A 22,641-nucleotide genomic window follows, 5' to 3' on the forward strand; every position below is an offset into this window, starting at 1 on the left:
AATTTTTTAACTATTTGTTAATGAAAAAATCATATTTTTAAGAAAATAATCCTATAAATTAGATGTATAAAAAAATCGGGAAATGCTGTCACATTCCCCGATGGTAATTAAAATGACTAAAAACGGATGTCTAACCACCTTAACATTTACAAAAATATGAAAAAACTTCAGTAACTTTTTGGGTTTGCCACCCTTTTTTATGGTTTAATTTATTTAGAAAACGCCCTCATCAAATTTCAATTGATAAATTTTGATAGTGATTTTGCTCATGAGTATTTGTAAATATGAGCATTATAGGGAAAAGGCAACAATCGATAACTTTTTATAAAATATCATTACGTTTTTGGCGGATGGTAAAATCAGGTCTAATTTATTAAGTTCTACACAGTTATTTCTTAATATTTCACAGAAAATTTTATTTCTACATCATTTAGCCTATAAACAATAAGGATAAGAATTAAAACGCCTTACTTGCTTAAACGTTAAAATTCCCGCCACCGAGAATAATCAGTATTAAGAAATAACCAAATTAAAAATTATTATGAAAATGAAATTTAAAATCAATTTAAGACAGATGCCAAGGGCTGGAAGTTTTTTCCTGTTGGCATTAGTGTATGCCTCCGGAATGCAAATTATGTATGCCAATAAGATCGAGGTAAAAACAATTTTAGAAGTTAACAATCAAACAACTACAGTCACCGGTGTTGTCAGTGACGACAACGGTACCCCTTTACCTGGTGCCAGTGTGGTCGTTAAGGGAACTACCACGGGAACAGTCACCGATTTTGACGGCAATTATTCCATTGAAGTGGGTACGGGCGGAACATTGGTTTTCAGCTATATAGGTTACAAAACTGTTGAGGTAGCGGTTGACGGAAAGTCCATAGTTAATGCAACCCTCACCATAGATGCAACTCAGCTGGATGATGTGGTAGTAGTGGGTTATGGTACCCAGAAAAAAAGTGAGGTAACTTCATCAATATCCCAAATAAGCGGAAAGGATTTTCAAACATCCACCGCTTCCAATGCTGCCATGGCATTACAGGGAAGGGCCTCAGGTGTTGAATTTGTTAACTCCGGGACACCGGGTAGTACACCTAGCATAAGAATCAGGGGAATTGGAACAATAAACAATTCACAACCACTCATTGTTTTGGATGGGGTACCCGTATCCTCTGATGTTTTTGCCCAACTGGCTTCTTCGGAAATACAATCTGTGGAGATATTAAAAGATGCTGCTTCCGGTGCCATATATGGTACCCGTGCTGCCAACGGTGTTGTTTTAATTACGACGAACAATGCCAGGTTCAACGAGAAGACAACGGTCAGGCTCAATGCTTCCACTGGTTTTAACAGCGTCATAAAAAAGTATCCGGTTACCAATGCCGAACAGCTTTACGAATTAAAACGGGAAAGATACGTAATGGACGGTCTTCCCATTGACCCAAATTCACCTTGGGCCGATGAGTATTACAATCAGACCAGGACCGATTGGCAGGAGGAAATGTTCAGGGACGGTATTTTTCAAGATTATAATATGAACATAAGCGGTGGTTCGGAAAAATCTACCGTTAACGCCAATATCTTTTATAGGGACGAGGAAGGAACCCAGATAAATACCTACTTCAAACGATTGGGGATTTCTTTACGAAGCACTCAGAAAATATCGGATCGTTTTAGAATTGAAGAAAATATTAGGATAACCAATAATCATAGCCTACTAACCCAGGACGATGGAGCTACCGGAACTTCGCAAACTATTTATTCCTCCTATAGATTTATGCCCGCCATCCCTGTAAAATATGAAGATGGCAGCTATGGTTCTGGAAAAGCATCCACCCAATTGGGCGATATGTGGAACCCTGTTTATAAGGCAAAGGAGGAATGGAGGCATCGATATAAATTTAATACGCTTATAAGTATGAAAGCGGATTATGATTTTACGGATGAATTAACGCTTACGGCCAGGGCCTCTTATCAAAAATCCACTTCTAAATATGAGGCCTTTCAAGACATCACCCCGGATCAGTCAAGAACAGAGAACCTACCCATTTTAAGGGTCAACACGGATGAAACCACTGTCACCTTGGGAGAATTGTTTACCAGCTATAAAAAGTCTTGGGGACTGCATAATATAGGAGCGGTCCTTGGGATATCCGGACAAGTGGATAAAGGAAATTTTATTAATATGTCCGGGGAGGGTTTCGCCTCCGTAGACAAAAACCAATTGGTAATGGACAATGCTTCCATCATTAAAGGCGGCGGTAATGATTATTTGGCCACTGGGTTGGCCTCCGCATTTGTACGTGGAACATATGGTTACAATGACAAGTATTATTTGTCCGCTATTTTTAGAGCAGATGGTTCTTCTAGATTTGCAGATGGAAATCGTTGGGGCTATTTTCCTTCAATTTCTGGGGGATGGAGAATTTCCAATGAAAGCTTTTTGAAAGATGACCCCACCATTTCCAATATGAAACTTAATATAGGATGGGGTCAGCTCGGAAATCAAAACGTAAGGGCCTTTCAATATCTAAATGTTTACAGTAAGGATACCGAATATGTTCTGAACGATACCAACTTAACGGGCACAAGATTGGCCTCTTTTGCCAATCCGGATATTACATGGGAAACTACAAGTGCTCTAAACGTCCTATTGGAGTTGGGGCTGTTCAATAATAAATTCAATTTGGACGTCGCCTACTTTGATAGGTTGACCACCGATATGTTGATTCCCTTACCTGGTCTGAATACTGCCGGTTTGGTAGCCATTCCCGATTCCAATATTGGGGAAATGCACAATTCCGGATTTGAAATTGAACCGTCCTATATTGGACAAGTGGGGGATTTGAATTTTGAATTGGGGGTAAACGCCACTATAATAAAAAATGAAGTTACCAAGCTTTATGGATCTAGTAAATTTATTTCTGGAGGAGATCAGACCAGAACCTATGAAGGGGAACCAATTAGCTCGTTCTATGGCTGGAAAACAGATGGCATTTATCAAAACCAAGCTGAAATCGACAATGATGCCAATATCACTAGCGACCCACGAAGAGCCGATATTACCCCAGGTGATGTTCGCTTTGTGGACACCAATGGGGATAATATAGTTGATGAACAGGATAGGGTACATATTGGTGATGCCAATCCAAAACTTCTCCTAGGATTTCATGGGGACCTAAAGTATAAGGGATTCGACTTTTCGGCCGTGTTCAGTGGAGCATTCGGACATGACTTGTACGATGCCATGATGATGCGCGGAATTGACCCTACCCAGAGCGCCAACATGGATGCCGTGGCATACCAAAGATGGACGGGCGAAGGAACTTCCAATACCTATCCAAGAATGTCCACCATAATCGCAAATAACAATTACAGAGTTTCCGAATTGGGCATTAAGAACGGTAACTATCTTAGAATGAAAGATGTTGTTTTTGGCTATACCATTCCGGAAAGCCTAACGGAACAAATAGGGGTAAGCAATATGAAATTTTACATTTCCGGACGTAACTTATTGACCTTTACTAACTTTGATGGAGTTGACCCTGAAGAAAGTGGGACAAATAATCTGACACGTGGGGTAATATTCAATAATTATCCACAGTCCAAAAGTGTTGTTCTCGGAGCCAATATTACATTTTAATTTTAAAGCTACATAATGATGAAAAACTATATAATTATATTAATTGCAATTGTCATGGCAACTTCATGTGATGATATTTTAGAGCAAGATTTAGTTGGAAAACGGACCGATCAAGATTATTGGACCACCGAAGCCGACATGGTGGATGCTTTGGCGGGAGCCTATGGGCAATGGGCCACAAGAGCTTTGGGTATGCACGACCTATTTTTCGACAATCAAGGTGACGACCATTGGAGGGCCGGAGATCACGCCCAGGATGAGGAGATCGAAACTTTTAACACCGATCCTTCCAACTATAAACTGAGGGATACTTATAAATATAAATACGAGGTAATTAGCAGTGCCAATGGTATTTTGATCAATGGCCCAAAAGTTAAGGAATTGGGGGCTATAGGTGATGCTTCATATAATTCCATTATGGGGCAGGCCCATTTTTTGCGGGCTTACGCCTATTATCGCTTATATCTTATACATGGACAGGTACCAATAATTACGGAAGAAAATGTTCTGGCCAACGAATACAATATTCCAAAATGCGAGTCTCCTGAAGTATTGAGCGATTTTATTCTGGCCGATTTGGAAAAGGCCGTTGGTCTTCTTCCTATGGACAACGTTCCCGGAAGCGTTGGCAAGGGCGCTGCATGGGCGGTGATGACGTCCGTATATATGCATAGGGCCACGGAATACAACAATGCCGAATTTTTGAACAAGGCAATTGCCGCTGGCCAAAATGTTGTGGACAATTACCCCTTGGCAGAGGATTATCTTTCCCTTTTCCGTGAAGGCAATCAATATTTAAAGGAGAACCTTTTTATTATGATGAACGATATGGATTGGATCAACCAAAGCATCATGTCAAAGCATAGAGGGCCTAGGCCATGGGGAATGTACGGGTTCCAGGAGCCTTTGGATGATTTGGTAAACGAATATGAAGCTGGGGACGTTCGGAAGAGCGTAACCATCATTTCCGATGGCGAATTTTCACTTCAAGGTTCTTTGGGACTGGTAGAACATACTTCAGATCTAACTAATACAGGGCATAGCTATTTTAAATATATGGACTGGACGGAATCAGGGAATTTTAATCATGGTCTAAATATTCCATTTTTAAGAGCGGCAGATACCTATCTATTGGTAGCAGAGGCGCAAATTAGGTTGAATGGTCCTGGTGCGGCAGACGATTTGATAAACGCAGTGCGGGAAAGAACTGGTTTAGGTCCAGTATTCGGAGCAGATATAGATGCTTTGATCCACGAAACTCGGGTAGAACTGGCCGGAGAAAATTTCCGATACCAGAATTTGCTCAGATGGGACAAGGCAGGGATATATGATTTGGAAGAATTCCTGGCCAGACCTGAAAAAATGATTCCCAGTGATGTGGGAAGGAAAGTTTGGAACGGCCCTAAAAATTATTATCAGCCGCTTTATCAAACGGACATTGATAATTCGGATGGTATACTCGTACAGAATCCGGAGTGGGTAAATTAACAATGTAGGTTTTGGTCAAGGATGAAAGGTACAACCAATTATTCTTGACCAATTACAATATAATTTCTTAAATAATTGGTATTCCGATTATTATGTCATGTAAATTCCATTATAAAAGGGTATTCCCGTTATATTTGGAATTAATTTAAAGTTGGGGTTTCAAGATTAAAACTTACAACTTTAATTAATGATGAATTAATTCCCTAAACAATATTAAAGTCAGCCGTTTAAACGGTTAAGAACTTAAATATCATTTGGGGAATTATTTTATACTATTTTTAAGGGAAAAGCTAAAGGAATCTTATATTCGATTAGGACCCATAAATAAATATCTAAAAATTATTTCAATGAAACCCAAGAACCTAAAAATTATTACAATAGCATGCATTTCTATTTGCGTTATTCTGGTATTTTCATTCAGTAAAGATTCATATCAAAAGGAAAATTCAACGATGGTCAATCAAATTGAATTGAAGGTCGCGGCCTATAATGTGGAGTTTAGTGATAAAGGTAATGCAGAGGAAATAGGAGAAGCGTTAAAGCCCTATAATTTCGATGTAGTGAGTTTTTCCGAAGCCCCTGGTGGAGACTGGACCAAAAAGGTTGGGGCCGTACTGGGCCTAAATCACGTAATTGTCGGTAAATATTCAACAGCCGGCCATAAAGACAAATACAAAACTATCGCCAGCCGAACGCCACTGGCAGATTACGAAGAGGTTCTCATGGCAGATACGTTGCATACGGTAACTAGAGCAACTACCATAGTTAATGGTAAAGAAATTGCCTTGTATTCAGTTCACTTTCCTTTTGGGTGGAGAGATCAGGCACATATAGACGAAACAACGGGCAAAGTAACTGCCTTTGTGGATTACCTAAAAGAAAGACAAACAAAAGAGGTTTCAATCCTCATGGGCGATTTCAACTTTGTCCTATCTACCGAGGACTATAGAAGTCCATATTATGAAATGTTCGTAGACCTGGGAATGGTGGCCACTTGGCGCGATTTAAATATAGATGTTACCTCCTTGGGGTCTATGGTAAAGTTCAAAAGTGGGCAAAGAAGCACGGGAGCTGTCATAGACCACATACTGTATAACACTAAAAAAGCAAAAGCCTTGGATGGACAAATCATTGAAATGGAAAAACCTTTATCTGACCACAAACCGGTCTGGGCACTATTGCAAATAAAGTAACCCAATAATAAATTGATTAAATAAATGTATCTCCCTAAAATTGGTGTTATGTATTTATATTAACAGCTTAAGCTTGAACAATATAAGGTAATCCTTTTAGGTATACCTAATATAAATCCTTTTGGATTTGTCAATTACACTTTCTTTTTTTGTAACACTATTTCAGGACTAGACACCCTCTTGACACAAAAACCCATAACTAATGTTGTGGGTTTTTTGTATAGTAGTAGGAATTGCAAAGGGTTTCATCCTGCACCATTCCTTTACCTATCATTCCTTGGTCAATTCCCTCAGGACAAGCCCATGAGGCAATGTTTGGAAACTACTGATAACATTTCTACTCCCGCCTGAATGCAATGGACTGGCCCGCCCGAACAAAACGGGTGGGCAAGGGTCGGAGTATTCAAATCCCACTTAGTGAGTAAACGTGTCCCAAAGCTGTTAGACTCGAAGCAAAGTGAGCAATCATATGGTATAGCCTCAAAACCATTTGTTATACAACATAAGTGTGAAATTTTCTAATTTTGAAATATTGAACCCTCATTTATAGATTTGACACTTTGGGATAAGTTTAAAAACAGATTTAATTACTAGTTTCAGATTATTAATTTTTGAATGTTATTGGTGTGATATGATTTATGTGGATTGGTCTAACCAATTAAATCATTAGTTTTTTATAGGAATTCCCAAAGAAATCGTAGTTTACTTGTATGAGTTTTAAGATAGATTCCAAAGTTGGTTACAAACGCATATGGGGAGTTGTTTTTCTCCTTAGTTCATTATTTGGGGTAAGTCAGGATATGATTAATTTTGAACATATCACTACGGATAATGGACTTTCCCAAAGTGACATCAATGCCATATACCAGGACAAAAAGGGATTTATGTGGTTTGCCACCCATGATGGACTTAATAAATACGACGGATACGATTTCACCATTTATAAGCCTCAGATAAATCAACCACAGAGTATCAGCAGCAATTTAATCTTCGACATTGTTGGTGACAAAGACGATAATTTATGGATCGGAACTACTGGGAAAGGGCTGAATTATTTTAACAGGTCAACCGAAAAGTTTACCAGATTTCTACACGATGAGGATAATATAGGAAGCCTAAGTAGCGACCACGTCATCAACGTTTTATTGGACAGTAGGAACCAATTATGGGTGGGCACCAGAAAAGGCCTCAATATGTTGGATTTAACGAAAATGAAGGACAGTGCCGTTTTTGAACATTACTATCCGGAAATAAGCTCCAAGGAAATTTTATCCAGAGCCAATTCTATAAATTCATTATTCGAAGATGATAAAGGACAAATTTGGGTCGGCACTTCACAGGAACTATTTAAATTATCAAGAGATAAAAATGGAGATCAATACCTACAATCCGTAAACGACGCTATTGGATTACCAAAGACAAGAGTGGAATGTATTGGCACTGACGGTTTTGGTAGATTATTGATTGGTACTGGAAAAGGGGTTTATGTACATATAGAAGAATCCGTTTCTGCCAAAGTTCAAAAATTCCACGAAGGGGATTTCAATACACTTCTAGTTGACAATAATAATCATATATGGTTTGGGACCAATGAGGGCCTTTTATATTTTAAAAACCCCAACAAGGACGATGTTCCTAAATTGGAGAATCATTTCAAATACGACTCTCGAAATAAATTCACGCTCAGTAAAAATATCGTTAAATCCCTTTTTTTGGATAAGACCGGAATTATTTGGGTTGGAACCAATGGGGGAGGGGTAAATAAATACGACCCTGAAAGAAAGCAATTTCGCCATATACGTAAGACCTTGGATCCCAACAGTCTTAGTTATGACAAGATCAGATCCATGTACGAAGATAGTAATGGGTCGTTGTGGATCGGGACCGAGGGTGGTGGGTTAAATATGCTCAAAAAGGAGTTTGATGACGGGACTTACAATAATTTTCACGTCTTTGCCGATATCCAAAGAACCTTTGCACTGACCGAGGCATTTCATAATAACCGGAAAATTTTATTCGTAGGTGCTGAAAACGAACAGGGATTATACATTTTGGATATAACAAACCCCCATAACATTAAGGAAGAAAATATTATTGAGGCAGAGGATGTGGATACAAGTGTATTTTCCCTGCTGACCGATTCCCAGAACAATATTTGGATAGGTACTTATGGGAGCGGAGTTCAACGTTGGGTACCTACCAAAAATTCAATGCAGTACACCAAGGAAATTTTTGTTAACAGTCCCTCCAATCCCTCATCACTACCCAGTAATATTGTTAGAAATATCTATGAGGACAGTAAGGGTAATATATGGTTCGGAACGGGTGATGGCCTGTGCAAACTATCTTTTGATCAAAAAGGGAAAAATCAACCAAATTTTACGGTATATAAGAACAGCCCAAAAAATAAGGGGTCTATTAGTCACAATTATATCTTGGCCATTAGAGAAAGTTCGGAAGGTGATTTATGGATAGGAACTTTTGGGGGTGGACTCAATAAATTGGTGCAGTCCGACAGCAATGAATTTGATAGTTTTATTTCCTATTCCGAGGAAGACGGACTTCCCAATAATGTAATCAAAGGAATATTAGAGGATAATATGGGCCATCTATGGTTGTCTACCAACCAAGGCTTATCCAAATTTAATCCAAAAGAAGTCACTTTTAAGAATTATGATGTGAATGATGGGCTCCAGAACAATGAATTCCAGGAATTGGCCGCTCTAAAGAGAAAGGATGGAGAAATGCTTTTCGGAGGTATTAATGGTTTTAATTCCTTTTATCCTGAAAAAATTACGAAAAATGGATTTGAAGCTGAAACAGTAATCACCAATTTTTCAATTTCCAATAAGCCAATTAGAATCGATGAAGAAATTAACGGAAGAATCATTTTGAACAAAAGTATTGCGGAAACAAAGGAATTACAACTGAAATACAGAGAGAATAATTTTGCTTTTGAATTCGCATCCATACATTATGCAGCTCCTGAAAAGAATGTATTTGCCTATATGCTGGAAGGTTTTGACAAGGATTGGATACAAACTTCTTCTGAAAAACGATTTGCAACCTATACCAACATTGAGCCTGGATGGTACACTTTAAAGGTCAAGGCTTCCAACAATGACGGAATATGGGATTCCACGCCTTCGGAAGTACGTATAAGGGTAATTCCACCATGGTGGAGGACCAATTCGGCATATGTTCTATATACCCTACTATTTCTAGGGATGTTATGGCTTTTTTGGAGGTATACTTTTATTAGTACCACAAAGAAACATCAATTGGAATTGGAGTATTTGGAGAAAGAAAAGGCTGAAGAGCTACAAAGGATAAAGCTGGAATTTTTTACAAATATTTCCCACGAGTTTAAAACACCATTAACCCTGATCAAAGGTCCTTTGGAATATCTGCAGAAAAACGTGGGAAAGCTTGAGAAGAAAACTGTTTTGGAGCAATATGGGTTAATGTATAAAAATACAAACTACCTAATGCGTTTAATAAACCAATTGTTGGATTTTAGAAAAATAAATCAGGGCAAAATGCATTTAGTGGTAAGGCATGGTAATATATTGGATTTTGTAAAGGTGGTCGCCGAACCCTTTCAGTTTTTGGCACGAAAACAATCCATCGATTTTAAGATAATTGCTGACAAGGACACGATTATGTCCTGGTTTGATCAAGACGCACTCGAAAAAATTTTAAATAATCTATTGTCCAACGCTTTTAAATTTACCCCTGAAAATGGGATTATAAGCATAAAAATTTCAGAGGAAAGCAAATTGGATATCCATGGCATATTAAATGCACAAACACTTAATCTGGGTACCCTAATAATTCAGGTCCAAGATTCCGGAATTGGTATTACACCTGACAGGTTGGACAGTATTTTTAAGAGGTTTTATGTTGAGAAAGATGATAAAAAACTTAATCCGGAAGGCGCTGGAATTGGGCTTTCTTTTACAAAAAGTCTTGTTGAACTACACCAAGGAAAAATAGATATTTTCAGTGAACCCAACGAAGGGACCAATTTCATAGTTCGCCTACCCATTGCAAAAGTAGCTTATGAAGACAATCCGGAAATTACTTGCAAAGAAGTTGATGATAGCGATTACTTAATGCGCTCAACAGAGGCAGAATATTTTGCTATTGGTATAAACGATGAAATGGAAGATTCCAATATATCCAAATCCAGATCAAAATTACCAGTACTATTAATAGTTGATGATAATGCTGATATTAGGGCTTTTATTATACAGACCTTGGGTGATAGCTACACTGTTTTTGAAGCTGAAAACGGAGCAGTGGGCTTACAAATGGCCAATAGATTAATTCCAAATATAATATTAACAGATGTTATTATGCCTGTAATGGATGGAATTGAGTTATGTGGAATTTTAAAATCAAAAAAAGAAACCAGTCATATTCCAATTGTAATGCTTACTGCAAAATCGTCGGAAGAAAGTGAGATTGAAGGACTTATCAAAGGTGCGGACGACTATATTTCCAAACCTTTTTCCATAGATTCCTTGCGTCTCAAATTAACAAATATCATTAAGACCAGGGAAGAGCTGAGAAAACGATTCAATAGGGATATCAATCTTAATCCCACAGACGTTACCGTAACCTCCGCCGATGAGACCTTTCTGCAATTGGCAATAGACACGGTAGAAAAACATATGATGAACACAGATTTCAGTGTCGAAATGTTGGTCAAGGAAATGGGAATTAGCCGAAGTAACCTCTACCTTAAATTCAAAGAGCTCACAGGTTTATCCTCCAGCGAATTTATTCGTAACATTCGTTTAAAAAGAGCGGTGCAATTATTGGAAAAGAGCGATATGTCCGTAAAGGAGATTATGTATATGACCGGCTTTAATACAGCCTCCTACTTTTCCAAATGTTTTAAAAAGCAGTTTGGGGTTATTCCAAGTGAATATTTAAATCAACAAAGTTTACAATCAAAATAAAAAGGATGCATTACAAAAAGTAACACTAAAAACCATAAGTGGTATTTATTAAAACATATGTGGACCAACGAAAGCTTGAAATCCATTAATTTTATAAACAGAACCAAAAATTTGTATTTTGAAAAAACCCAATACTCCAACCGCATTTTTATTTGTATTAGTTGCCATATCCCTTTTCTCCTGTGGAGATAAAACGGCGAATCAGGAAACTACTAGACCCAATATAATATTCATCATGTCCGATGACCATACTACCCAGGGCTTCGGTATTTATGGAAGTAGGCTGGCGGAACTGAATCCGACCCCAAACCTGGACAAAATTGCCATGGAGGGAATAATATTTGACAATTGCTTTGTAAATAATGCAATTTGTACACCCAGTAGAGCGGCTATTATTTCCGGACAGAATTCACAGGCCAACGGAGTGATTGATCTAGAGGGTGCCATTGGCTTGGAAAAACAATATTTGCCAAAAGAGATGAAAAAATTGGGGTATCAAACGGCCATAGTGGGAAAGTGGCACTTGCATGATGAGCCTGCAGCTTTTGATTATTATAAGGTTTTACCGGGCCAGGGAAATTATTTTGATCCGGAATTTCTTGTTAGAGGTGAAAAGTCATGGCCCCAAAATGTAGTTCAGACCAAGGGTCATTCTTCGGACAACATCATGGATATCACCCTGGATTATTTAAAAAACGAAAGAGACCCCAACAAACCGTTCTTCCTAATGCATCACTTTAAGGCTCCGCATGATGATTTTGAATATGCGCCCAGATATGAGGACTATTTGGCCGACACTTTTATTCCTGAGCCGGAAAGTTTATATAACAACGGTAACAACGGTTCAGTTGCTACCAGAGGTAAGAACGATTCCCTTACGAGAATCATTGGGTCCTCGGTTTCACACCGCAATCTAATACGCCATCAGGCGAACAATATATATTGGAATGATACCACGGTATATAAAAAATATAGAAATGCAAGGGACATAGCCCCATCGGAATATGTAAAGTGGGAAATGGCAAGTGATGAAAAAGAGTACACCAGCAAAGTCTACCAAGATTATTTAAAGAAATACCTGCGATGTGTCAAGGGCGTGGATGATAACGTAAAGCGACTATTGGATTATTTGGAGCAGGAAGGGTTATTGGAAAATACCATTATTGTATATACCGGGGACCAAGGATTTATGTTGGGCGAGCACGATTATATAGACAAAAGATGGATGTATGAAGAATCTATGCGTATGCCATTTTTTGTAAGATATCCTAAATCCATTGAAGCTAGAACCCGCACCGATGCAATTATCAACAATACAGATTTTGCGCCAACATTAATTGAAATGGCAGGGGGGAAGACCCCCGATTATATGCAAGGGCATAGTTTTAAAACCATTTTGGAAACCGGTAAGGAACCAGATAATTGGCAAAAATCTACCTACTATCGCTATTGGATGCATATGGCACACCGCCACCAAAATCCGGCCCACTTTGGAATAAGGACAAAAGATTATAAGTTAATATTTTTCTATGGGAAGTATTGGGTGGATACCGATGATCCAACTGCCACATGGAACAAGGATAGCTGGGGCAACGATTTTGCCAATCACACCCCTCCGGCCTGGGAGTTCTATGACCTTAAAAAAGACCCCAAGGAAATGAACAATGCCTATGGGGAAGTTGCGTATAAGGATGTCATTGCCGATTTAAAGCAACAGTTAGCTAAACAAAGGGAAGATTTAAACGAGACCGATGTCAATTATCCGCACATTCAAAAAGTAATCGACGCGCATTGGAATGATTAAAAGTAACAAACCCATCCCTTAATCAAACTAAATAAGATAAATACAACAGCTTAATATTATACGACCTTATTTTTTATGGGTCCCTTTAAGGGTATGGGCCGCACGTCAATAAAATTAGGTCTAAAACTCGCTAATAACAACAAACAAGATGCAACCAAAACCACTTCTTTTTTTTGGCATTATCTATGTCAATGTTTTCAAGCGGGCTTATCGCCCAGAACAATATATTTGTACCCAGACAGGACAATGAATTCGTAAGGATTTACAAACCGGATGGAGACTGCTTTTTTGGACCAGACACTCCCAACCTAAGGGAGGGTAAATGGTATGATGAATGGGTGCCCAATGACCATACTTTCGTAAAGGCCGATGACGGCAAGTGGCATATTTTTGGCATAACCCACCCCCTTGTTGAAACCAAACCACTGAACAAAGGTATTCATGAAGGGGAATATGCTTCCTTTCATGCAGTGTCGGCAGCAACGAGTTTTAAAGAATCAATTAAAGAACACCACTATAATGATTTGCCAAAGATATTGGCACCAAAGGATCGGCCAAGTGAAATACCTGCAAATCATGCACCATACATTATAAGAAAAGACAGTCTATATCAGATGGTCTACGGTCACAGTCCAATTCGCTTGGCGGTTTCATCCAATTTATAGGATTGGGAGCCAAAAGGCGAACTCTTTTCCGACCCTGATGGAGCCCGTGACCCTAATATACTACTCTATAAAGGAACGTATTATTTAACCTACTGTTCCATTAAAAGTGTCCGAATGGTCACATCCAATGACTTGATACATTGGAGCAAACCCAAAACAATTCTTAAAACCAATAAGTTTGACCCAGAATCGCCTTCATTGATTTTTTACAAGAACACCTTTTACCTATTTGTTTGTGCATGGGAAGATGATTGGGATGGTACCGATATTCAAGGAGCATATACCCATAAAGCTTACGTATATAATTCAAATGATTTGTCCGATTTTGGTACTGATAATGAAAAAGAAATTACGGTTCTAAATTCTCATGCCCCGGAAATCTTTCAAGGAGAAGATGGCCAATGGTACATTTCCAGTGTGGAATGGCCTTATAGAGGGGTCAGTATTGATAAATTGACTTGGGAAGTTCAGAGATAATATATAGAGCCAATTGAAAAATATGGCTGCTAATTTCAACCGTAGTCCAGTTTTGCTATTATTGAATCTTAAAGACAAAGGCATGGGAACCTACCTTCTGTTTGGGCAGTTTTATTCTTAAGCCATCTATATCAATTGTATAATCCAAAATCCCTTTATTCCCTAGCAGTTTTATGCTCTTAATAGTTTTTGTGTAAAGCGTATTTCCTTTTTTAAGGGAACTAATGATCAATTCACCGTGCTCTGGCCAATCAAGCGCTATGGCGTACAGGATTTCGCCCTTAGTGGTAAACCTAATATCCTTGGCCGTATTGTCGGGATTCTTTTCCTCACTTAAATGTCCTTCTGTAACTTCGGCTTCTCCTTCCCCATAAATTTTAAACGTTCTGGTGCCATATATGGCCTCACCGTTTATCTTTAGCCATTGGCCCATCTCCAAAAGTCGTTCTTTTACGGGCAGCGGTATTTCTCCATTGGCCTTGGGAGTAATGTTCAGGAGAACGGCCCCATTTTTGCTAACCACATCCACTAAAAAATCAATTAATCTGTTGGTGGTTTTGTAATTCGGATTCTTGATATGGCTCCAGGAATTCCAATCTATGGAATCGTCTGTCAACCATGGATAGTCCCTCATCTCACTCATACGTGAACGTTCTAGGTCAAGTATGGCGGAACCTTTTGCGAAATCGTAGAATTTATAAGTAGAAACTACTTCTTGTTCGTTCTTAGCAGCGTGATTGTAATAGTATTTCAGGAATTCTTTTCGGTATTGCTCCCCAATAACGTCCATTTTATTATCAAACCATACCAAATCTGGATTGTACTTGTCAATGATTTCTTTCAAACGTGCCAACCATTCGGAATTGAAAGCATCATCGGCCATAGGATAATATCGCATAACCCCTTCGTCGATTTCATGTGGATTGGGTGGGTATTGAAAATCACCTTTTTTTAGTTTTGGACCGTAGAGTCCAGCATATTCCGGGTTGGAGGCATCGGTGGTTTTGTCCCAAGTGGGGAACCACCCCAGCAACCAATGGCGGTGGAAAGTAGCAATAAATTTCATATCCCGTTTGCGGATCTCCACCGACAATTCACCCATGATGTCCCTTTTTGGCCCCATTTCCTTCGCATCCCAGTGTGTAAGATCACTGTCCCACATGGCAAAACCATCGGCGTGTTCGGAAACAGGTCCTGCAAATTTTGCCCCGGCCTTTTGAAAAAGATCTGCCCATTCGGCAGCATTGAACTTTTCGGCTGTGAACAAAGGAATAAAATCTTTATAGCCAAACTTATCCAACGGACCATAAGTATTCACATGATGATCATAGTATTCACTTGCCTTTCCGTTTTTAGCCTCTGGATTGTCTTTATTAACATACATCCAATGTGAGTACCATTCATTTTTAAATTCGGGAACCGAGTAGGGTCCCCAATGACAATATATCCCAAATTTAGCGTCCAGAAACCATTCTGGATTTTCATGTTTGGTCAGGGATTCCCAATCCGCTTGGTAAGGGGTATTTTGTCCTTTACCAACAAGGCAAAAAAATAGCAGAAATATAGCCAAGTTACATCTGCCTTTTGTTATCTGTTCAAAAGAATTCTTGCTTTCCATTTTCGGTAATTAAATAAATGATTTAATAGATATATTGCTTTGTCTCTGAATGTTACCCTTACAACCCAAATCCAGGTCTAAGTGTAAATTTGTCCCGCGATTATTCAGAAAACAACTTTATAAAGAACTATAAATTTAATTTAATGGAGGATAGGTAATGGTTAAAAAGACAATACAAATGGTTAAAATTAAGGGCAGACCTCTAATTTTACGTGCGCTGGATGGCCGACAACTCGACTAGCTAATTTGGTCCAGCTTTTTGTGAACAGATCCGCCCGTTTATAGGTACGCAATTTTTGGTTTATAATGAGTCAAAAAAAATGAAAACCATATTTCAACTTTGAATTTTCATTACAACTAATTTTTGTTAATGTGGATTATACCAATTGGAAAACCTGTTCCATGGGCACCCATTTTTCACCATCTTTTGCCCAAGGAAGTGCTTTTTGATATTTCCACATCAGTTCTTCCCATTCTTGTACTTTGGGGTTAGCGACATCCAGTCTTGCCTTTTTAATGGGGTCAAAGGTGTCGTCCACGTCCATGATCATGAACATTCTATTTCCTGTAAGATAAATCTGGAGATCTATAATGCCCCCATCTTTGATGCTTTTGGTTATTTCGGGCCAAGCATTCCCTTTGGCGTGGTACTGCTTATATTCTTCAATTAGTCTAGGATTGTCCTTGAGGTCGCAGGAAAAGCATAGTCTCTGGATTTTCATTGGGCGTTTTTTTGAGGTTTGTAACTATTATAACCGTACCAGGCCACCACCGCCAAGCAGATCATTGGCAGTAAAAAAGAAAATTTAACCTCGGGAATAAAACCCAGCACCTGTACATCGGCAAAACCGTCACCGCCCCAATCCAGGATACTGCCCTGTAGTACGGGCATCAATGCGCCGCCAACAATGGCCATGACCAGGCCTGCAGAACCAATTTTGGCCTCATCGCCCATATCCTTAAGCGCTATACCGTAAATAGTCGGGAACATTATAGACATAAATATGGATATAGCTACAAGAGAAATCAGCCCTACCATTCCGGGCAAAAAGATTGCTCCGGCGGACATAATAACCCCGCCAATGCCGAACAACATCAAGAGTTTTGCCGGATCAATTTTCTTCATAAGCAAGGTGCCGATCCACCTACCTATTAAAAAGATGACCATAGCGGCAACATTGAACCAAGTGGCGGTAAGCTTATCATCCTCGGGAAGATTCTCGTTCATATGATCCACATACTGAAAAATATAGGTCCAGCACATAATTTGGGCACCAACGTAAAATGCCTGGGCCAAAACACCCTGTTTATATCGTTTGTTCTGTAACAAAGTTTTAAAGGAATCCTTCAGATTAATTTTTTCAGATTCTGAGGTCTTCGGAATTTTGGTAAATATGATAATGCCCATAATAACCAAAACCACTATTCCCAAGGCGATATAGGGAACACTTATTATCCCCAGGTCATTTTCCCTGATTACCGCAAGTTCATCGGAAGTCATTGCATTGAACGCCTCGGCCGAATAATCGTCCGATCGAAGTGCCGAAATTACAAAGACCTGCGCGATGATCATCCCTGTTAGGGAACCCATAGGATTAAAGGCTTGTGCAAGGTTCAATCGCTGAGTGGCCGTCTCGCTGGCTCCCAATGAAAGTACCAGTGGGTTGGAGGTGGTCTCCAAAAATGCCAGGCCACAGGTCAATACCCAAAGTGATATCAAAAAAAAGGTATACTCCTCAAAGGCCGCCGCAGGATAGAACAAAAAGGCCCCGGTAGCATATAACAACAAACCAACCACTATACCGGACTTATAACTGTATTTCCTTATGAACAATGCCGCTGGAAGGGCCATAAAGAAATAGCCGAAATAAAAAGCGAACTGTACCAAAGATGCCTGCACATTGGTAAGTTCCGGCATTACCTTTTTAAAGGCAGAGACCATTGGATTGGTAAGATCATTGGCAATCCCCCATAAGGCAAATAGCGAAGTGATGATGATAAAGGGGAACAATAGTTCTTTACTAACAACAGGTATTTTCTTGGTCATTTTAATAGTCGGTTTTTTTATTGGTTTTAATTACTCCGTTAATAGGGAACGGTCCAGGTGAACATAACCTCCATCCACTGTAATAAACTGCCCAGTGGTATGTGAGGATTTGTTGGATATGGCAAAAAGACAGGTGTCCGCAATTTCCTGAGGGGTGGTCATCCTGTTTTCGAACGGAATTTTCTTTACGATCGATTTTAATTTTTCCTCCCCGTTCTCCAAGGTCTTGATCCAATTGTCATAGGCCGGGGTCCAACTCTCAGCAATAATAATGGCGTTTACCCTTATTCCATCCTTAATCAGGTCAACTGCCCATTCCCTGGTAAGCCCCAATACCCCGCCTTTGGAGGCCGCATAGCCGGAAGTACCTCCCTGTCCTGTCAGTCCTACCTTGGAACCAATATTAAGAATATTTCCCTTGGCTTTTCTTATATAGGGCAAACAATATTTGGTCATGGCAAAGAAACTTACGAGATTAAGTTTCAAGGACCACATAAAGTCCTCAATGGAGGAGTCAAGTCCTGCGCCGTCGTTTACACCTACATTATTTATTAGGACGTCTATTCTACCGTATTTGGCCCCAATTTCCGCTACGGCCATTTCAATTTGTAGAGGATCGGAAAGATCGGTTTTGACAAAAATGGAATCTATTCCGCGTTCCCGTAATTCTTGGGCATATCCATATCCACGGTCGTTCCTACAAACAATAACGGGTATTGCCCCTTCATCGGCCAGGGTCTGTACTATGGTTTCCCCTATACTTCCCTTTATCCCAGCTGCCCCCGTGACCACTACAATTTTGTCCTTTAATTCTAAATCCATTCCTATATTTTATAAAATTTGCCCTTCCTAAATTAAAAATAATCCAAGTATATTATTTATAAAGATCTGGTAAGCTCAATATCAAGATTACAGTATTTATAATAAGTATTACAATTATTCCATAATTGTACATTTTAATATGAGTAGGAGAGGACCTAACTAAATATTAAAATTCTACGGTGGCCTTGATCACTCCTGTGGCGGGTTTCAACCAGCTGTCGAAATTCTCCTTCATCTCCGAGAAATGCACGTTGTGGGTAATGAACGAATCGGTAGGGAACTGGTCCAGGATGTCTATGACCCGTTCAAAATCGGCCACCGTGGCATTCCTGCTGCACATCAGGGTGGTCTCCTTGGCGTGTATGGCCGGATGGGCAAAGGTAAGCTCCCCTTTGGAGAGTCCCACCAAGATGTACCTTCCTCCGTGCGACATATAGTTGGGTCCCTGTTCCAGGGCTCCCTTGTGGCCCGAGGCATCGAATACCGCTGTCGCCATATCGCCCTTGGTAATCTCCGAAATCTGTTTTACGGGGTCTTCGGCCACATTTACAATATGGTCCACCCCGATCTTTTCCTTGGCGTACTGCAGTCGGTCCTGGTTCATGTCCAGGGCGATGACCTTGGCCCCTTCTATCTGGGCCAGTTTCATAATGCCGATTCCTATGGGACCACAGCCTACGACCACAATGGTTTCACCAGGGACCAACCGTGCCCTGCGGATGGAATGTGCCGCTATGGCCAAAGGCTCCACTATGGCCATCTGTTCGTTGGTCAGCTGCTTGGCGGGCAACAATATATCCACCGGTACGGTGATCTGTTCCTGCATGCCGCCGTCCGTGTGTATGCCCAAGACCTGGATCTGGGTGCAGCAATTGGTCTTCCCTTTCCTACAGGCAACACAATGGCCACAGCTCAGGTAGGGCATGATCACAACATTGTCCCCGGCTTCAATGCCCTTGTCGTTTTCGCCGATCTCCAGCACGGTGGTGGCCAGCTCATGGCCAAGGATCCTGGGATAGGTGAAAAAGGCCTGGTTGCCGGTATAGGCGTGAAGGTCGGTACCGCAGATGCCCACCTTGTTCACTTTTAACAGGGCTTCCCCTTTTTTCCGTATTGGGGCCTCTTTTTCCTTTAATTGAAAGTCTCCAGGTTCCTCACAAACTATGTATTTCATAATGCTGTTAAAATTTAAAACTAAAGGGACATATTAAAAATATGCCCCCAACATCCAACTAAGCTAACTCAATTTTTTTTATAACGATAATTCAAGCGTATAGGCAAAATCACCAGGTCTGTTCTTAGGCATAGTTACCGTTAATCCGTTTTTATCTTGTCTCCAGACAATTTTTTCCTTGCTTCCCAACATGCGTATTTCCTTAATCTTTTCATCATTGGAATTAATGGATTTAATAACAACATTATCGCCTTCCGGCCAGGCCATCATAATGGCATACACTTTTCCTTCCTTCTGTGTAAAACGAATATCCTGCCCGGTAAAATCCTTATTCTGACCTTCTGAGTGATGTCCTTTTTTGACTTCCGTAGGTCCTTCCCCAAATGTTCTCCAATATTTCGTGTCGTAAATGGCCTCTCCGTTATCCGCGAGCCAGTCCCCTATCTGCAGAAGTATTTCCTTTTGATCATCAGGAATGGTTCCATCTGCCTTTGGGCCAACATTCAATAATAAATTTCCATTTTTTGAAACAATATCAACCAGATCATCAATTAATTGATTGGCTGTCTTTGAATCCCAGTCGGTAACATGGGACCAAGAATTTTTACCAATGGAAGTATCCGTCTGCCATGGAAGTTTACGTATTCCAGGAAGTTTACCGCGTTCCAAATCATAGATAACGGTTCCTTCCGGAAAAGCTTCATGGTCAAAATTTTTATCATTTATAACCACTTCCTTACCCCATTCCAAACCTTTGTTGTAATAGTAAGCAGCAAGTTTTGGTCGTAAATCAGCAAAATCAGGCGTATCCAAATAGAAATCGAACCAAAGTATGTCCGGTTGGTAGTTATCTATAAGATCTAAAGTCCTATCCCACCATTTTTGTTTGAATTCAGCAGAAACGGGCTCTTCCAAATTTTTACCTTTAGTTGAGTATAAGTCTGAAAATTCAGGATCGGTAGTATCAAATTTATCTTTCTTATTATAAAAAGACCAGTTGAAGGCATAATGGGATGAGGCTCCCATAATTAAACCTTGTTGGCGGCCTTCCTTGAACAACTCTCCCAAAACATCCCGTTTTGGTCCCATATCATAAGCATTCCAACGAGTGGTATTGGATTTGTACATGGCAAAACCATCATGATGGTCGGCCACAGGTATAACATACTTAGCACCCGATTTTTTAAACAGGTCGATCCATTCCTTAGCATTAAATTTTTCTGCCTTGAACATGGGAATAAAATCTTTATAACCAAATTCCTTTTGATCGCCCCATTTTTTCTTATGGTGTAAATAGGTGTCATTAGGTCCTTCTTTTCCCAATTTCAATTGCGCAGCGGCCTCTTTCTTATTCTCCGTTTTACATGACATCAATACTAAAATTGAACCTAGTATTACAATTTGTTTCGTTATACCCACCATTCTATATTTTATTGAAAGGACGTTTTAACCGCCCTCCTTATTCTAATGGACAAATATCATTTATATGGTATATTTCCAAGATACCGTATGTCCTAAATTCTGCAACAAATGGTTTTTAAGACTGTTTTAGTGGAATTACTGGATGTTGACAATCAACCCAATGGGTTATTGTGAGTAATTTATTATGGGATCTTGGATAAAAAAAGACTTACAATATTATAGATGATGGAAGGTATCCTTACCATGTTTATTACTTATTTTTTTAGCCTTGGGCAACGTAATTTTTTCTATACTTAGCCGGAGAAACTTTATAAATATCTTTAAATTTTTTAAAAAAGAAGGGTGGCGATTCATACCCACAAGAAAAGCTAATTTGGGAAACTGAATCTTCTGTATCCAATAACATTCTTGCCGCCACATTAATACGATATTCGTTTAAAAAAGTAAAGAAAGAACGGCCCATCATATTTGTGAAAAATCTCGAAAAGGATTGCTCGGTCATATTGACAAGGTCAGCCAATTCCTTTAAATATATTTTTCGATTATACTGTGCACCCACAAAATCATGGATTTTTATCATACGTGTGCCATATTCGGTTGGCAAGTCCTCAACGAAGCTTGATGCCGATAAGGTCTTAAATGTAGTTGTAGATAAGGTTATAAGCACCGTCAACAATTCCAAATACAAGCTCTGACCTTTTAATTGCATCATATTTTTCAATTGGGGAATAATAGGCGCTATTTCCCTTCGGTTAAAAATAATTCCCTTGGAAGCCATTTTCAGCATTTCAAAAACGGGAGAAAGTTCTGGCGCTTTAGCAAAAACACCCCTGTTCCATTGAATAACGAGCGACTTGGAATCTGAAACTTGCTGTTGGTGATTACGCCAGCAATGAGGCACATTGGATCGAATTAACACCAACTCCCCTGGCTCATACGGTCCAACATAATCCCCAATAAACTTAGTGCCTACACTAGCTTCTATGTAGGTCAATTCATGTTGAGGATGAAAATGCCATGGAGTTTCAAAGTCTTTTTTAACATGATGAAACCCTTTTATGGTCTGTTGTTCCCCTAAGGGAATGGGTTCTAAAATTGGCTTCATTATTTAAATAAAATTAAGATAGACAACATATTGCAGGATACGGAATTCAGGGAAATAGGTTAAAACAATAATTTATTTTACCCCAAAATACTGATAATTATCATATAATGAACAGAATAGTTTATTTATTGGTTAAAAACGGTTACTTATCGGAAAAAAATTATATCCAATTTTGTAGAACTATTGGAGAAATACCATTCAATAAAATATCGA

General features: G+C 39.4%; 14 protein-coding genes. 7 read left to right on the forward strand and 7 right to left on the reverse strand.

Features of this window, described 5'->3' with window-relative positions; all coding sequences use genetic code 11:
- The first annotated feature begins 547 nt into the window (after window positions 1-547).
- The 7 genes from CWD91_RS18010 to CWD91_RS18040 all read left to right on the forward strand — a co-directional run bounded on the left by CWD91_RS18010 (window position 548) and on the right by CWD91_RS18040 (window position 14,240).
- Window positions 548-3,646 (forward strand): SusC/RagA family TonB-linked outer membrane protein, encoded by a 3,099-nt coding sequence (locus CWD91_RS18010; RefSeq protein ID WP_157943829.1) that lies wholly within the window; start codon window positions 548-550, stop codon window positions 3,644-3,646.
- A 54-nt stretch (window positions 3,647-3,700) separates the two neighbouring features.
- Window positions 3,701-5,134: a RagB/SusD family nutrient uptake outer membrane protein gene (locus tag CWD91_RS18015; protein WP_192877694.1), complete on the forward strand. Its 1,434-nt coding sequence runs from the start codon at window positions 3,701-3,703 to the stop codon at window positions 5,132-5,134.
- A gap of 347 nt (window positions 5,135-5,481) precedes the next feature.
- Window positions 5,482-6,327 (forward strand): endonuclease/exonuclease/phosphatase family protein, encoded by an 846-nt coding sequence (locus tag CWD91_RS18020; protein ID WP_157943830.1) that lies wholly within the window; start codon window positions 5,482-5,484, stop codon window positions 6,325-6,327.
- A 710-nt stretch (window positions 6,328-7,037) separates the two neighbouring features.
- Window positions 7,038-11,294, forward strand: a complete 4,257-nt coding sequence (locus CWD91_RS18025) for a hybrid sensor histidine kinase/response regulator transcription factor (RefSeq protein WP_103442377.1) — start codon at window positions 7,038-7,040, stop codon at window positions 11,292-11,294.
- Between the two features lie 235 nt (window positions 11,295-11,529).
- Window positions 11,530-13,098: a sulfatase family protein gene (locus CWD91_RS18030; RefSeq protein ID WP_239985861.1), complete on the forward strand. Its 1,569-nt coding sequence runs from the start codon at window positions 11,530-11,532 to the stop codon at window positions 13,096-13,098.
- 173 nt (window positions 13,099-13,271) lie between these two features.
- Entirely contained in the window at window positions 13,272-13,763 is a 492-nt protein-coding gene (locus CWD91_RS18035; RefSeq protein ID WP_157943831.1) for a hypothetical protein, read from the forward strand.
- Window positions 13,764-13,820: 57 nt separating this feature from the next.
- On the forward strand, window positions 13,821-14,240 hold the full coding sequence (locus CWD91_RS18040; protein WP_103442380.1) for a family 43 glycosylhydrolase: 420 nt from the start codon (window positions 13,821-13,823) through the stop codon (window positions 14,238-14,240).
- Window positions 14,241-14,298: 58 nt separating this feature from the next.
- Here the strand turns inward: CWD91_RS18040 and CWD91_RS18045 are convergent, their stop codons facing one another.
- The 7 genes from CWD91_RS18045 to CWD91_RS18075 all read right to left on the reverse strand — a co-directional run bounded on the left by CWD91_RS18045 (window position 14,299) and on the right by CWD91_RS18075 (window position 22,428).
- Window positions 14,299-15,858 (reverse strand): alpha-L-fucosidase, encoded by a 1,560-nt coding sequence (locus CWD91_RS18045; protein WP_103442381.1) that lies wholly within the window; start codon window positions 15,856-15,858, stop codon window positions 14,299-14,301.
- A 377-nt stretch (window positions 15,859-16,235) separates the two neighbouring features.
- Window positions 16,236-16,580, reverse strand: coding sequence for an L-rhamnose mutarotase (locus CWD91_RS18050; RefSeq protein ID WP_103442382.1), 345 nt, complete (start codon window positions 16,578-16,580; stop codon window positions 16,236-16,238).
- A complete protein-coding gene (fucP, locus tag CWD91_RS18055) occupies window positions 16,577-17,905 on the reverse strand; it encodes an L-fucose:H+ symporter permease (RefSeq protein WP_103442383.1) in 1,329 nt (442 codons plus the stop codon). The genes CWD91_RS18050 and fucP overlap by 4 nt, the downstream gene beginning before the upstream one ends.
- Window positions 17,906-17,935: 30 nt before the next feature.
- The gene (locus CWD91_RS18060) at window positions 17,936-18,727 is read right to left on the reverse strand and encodes an SDR family oxidoreductase (protein WP_103442384.1); all 792 of its coding nucleotides are present in this window, start codon (window positions 18,725-18,727) and stop codon (window positions 17,936-17,938) included.
- Window positions 18,728-18,893: 166 nt separating this feature from the next.
- Entirely contained in the window at window positions 18,894-19,901 is a 1,008-nt protein-coding gene (locus CWD91_RS18065) for a zinc-binding alcohol dehydrogenase family protein (protein ID WP_103442385.1), read from the reverse strand.
- 78 nt (window positions 19,902-19,979) lie between these two features.
- Complete coding sequence (locus tag CWD91_RS18070) at window positions 19,980-21,272, reverse strand: alpha-L-fucosidase (protein WP_239985853.1); 1,293 nt, start codon at window positions 21,270-21,272, stop codon at window positions 19,980-19,982.
- Window positions 21,273-21,585: 313 nt separating this feature from the next.
- Entirely contained in the window at window positions 21,586-22,428 is an 843-nt protein-coding gene (locus CWD91_RS18075; protein WP_103442387.1) for an AraC family transcriptional regulator, read from the reverse strand.
- Between the last annotated feature and the right edge of the window lie 213 nt (window positions 22,429-22,641).

The organism is Arenibacter hampyeongensis (assembly GCF_002909255.1).
Classification (GTDB): Bacteria; Bacteroidota; Bacteroidia; order Flavobacteriales; family Flavobacteriaceae; genus Arenibacter; species Arenibacter hampyeongensis.

Coding starts and splice junctions, on each gene's coding strand:
- CWD91_RS18010 (WP_157943829.1), top strand. CDS start 548: ATGAAATTTAAAATCAATTTAAGACAGATGCCAAGGGCTGGAAGTTTT.
- CWD91_RS18015 (WP_192877694.1), top strand. CDS start 3,701: ATGGCAACTTCATGTGATGATATTTTAGAGCAAGATTTAGTTGGAAAA.
- CWD91_RS18020 (WP_157943830.1), top strand. CDS start 5,482: ATGAAACCCAAGAACCTAAAAATTATTACAATAGCATGCATTTCTATT.
- CWD91_RS18025 (WP_103442377.1), top strand. CDS start 7,038: ATGAGTTTTAAGATAGATTCCAAAGTTGGTTACAAACGCATATGGGGA.
- CWD91_RS18030 (WP_239985861.1), top strand. CDS start 11,530: ATGTCCGATGACCATACTACCCAGGGCTTCGGTATTTATGGAAGTAGG.
- CWD91_RS18045 (WP_103442381.1), bottom strand. CDS start 15,858: ATGGAAAGCAAGAATTCTTTTGAACAGATAACAAAAGGCAGATGTAAC.
- CWD91_RS18050 (WP_103442382.1), bottom strand. CDS start 16,580: ATGAAAATCCAGAGACTATGCTTTTCCTGCGACCTCAAGGACAATCCT.
- fucP (WP_103442383.1), bottom strand. CDS start 17,905: ATGACCAAGAAAATACCTGTTGTTAGTAAAGAACTATTGTTCCCCTTT.
- CWD91_RS18060 (WP_103442384.1), bottom strand. CDS start 18,727: ATGGATTTAGAATTAAAGGACAAAATTGTAGTGGTCACGGGGGCAGCT.
- CWD91_RS18065 (WP_103442385.1), bottom strand. CDS start 19,901: ATGAAATACATAGTTTGTGAGGAACCTGGAGACTTTCAATTAAAGGAA.
- CWD91_RS18070 (WP_239985853.1), bottom strand. CDS start 21,272: ATGTCATGTAAAACGGAGAATAAGAAAGAGGCCGCTGCGCAATTGAAA.
- CWD91_RS18075 (WP_103442387.1), bottom strand. CDS start 22,428: ATGAAGCCAATTTTAGAACCCATTCCCTTAGGGGAACAACAGACCATA.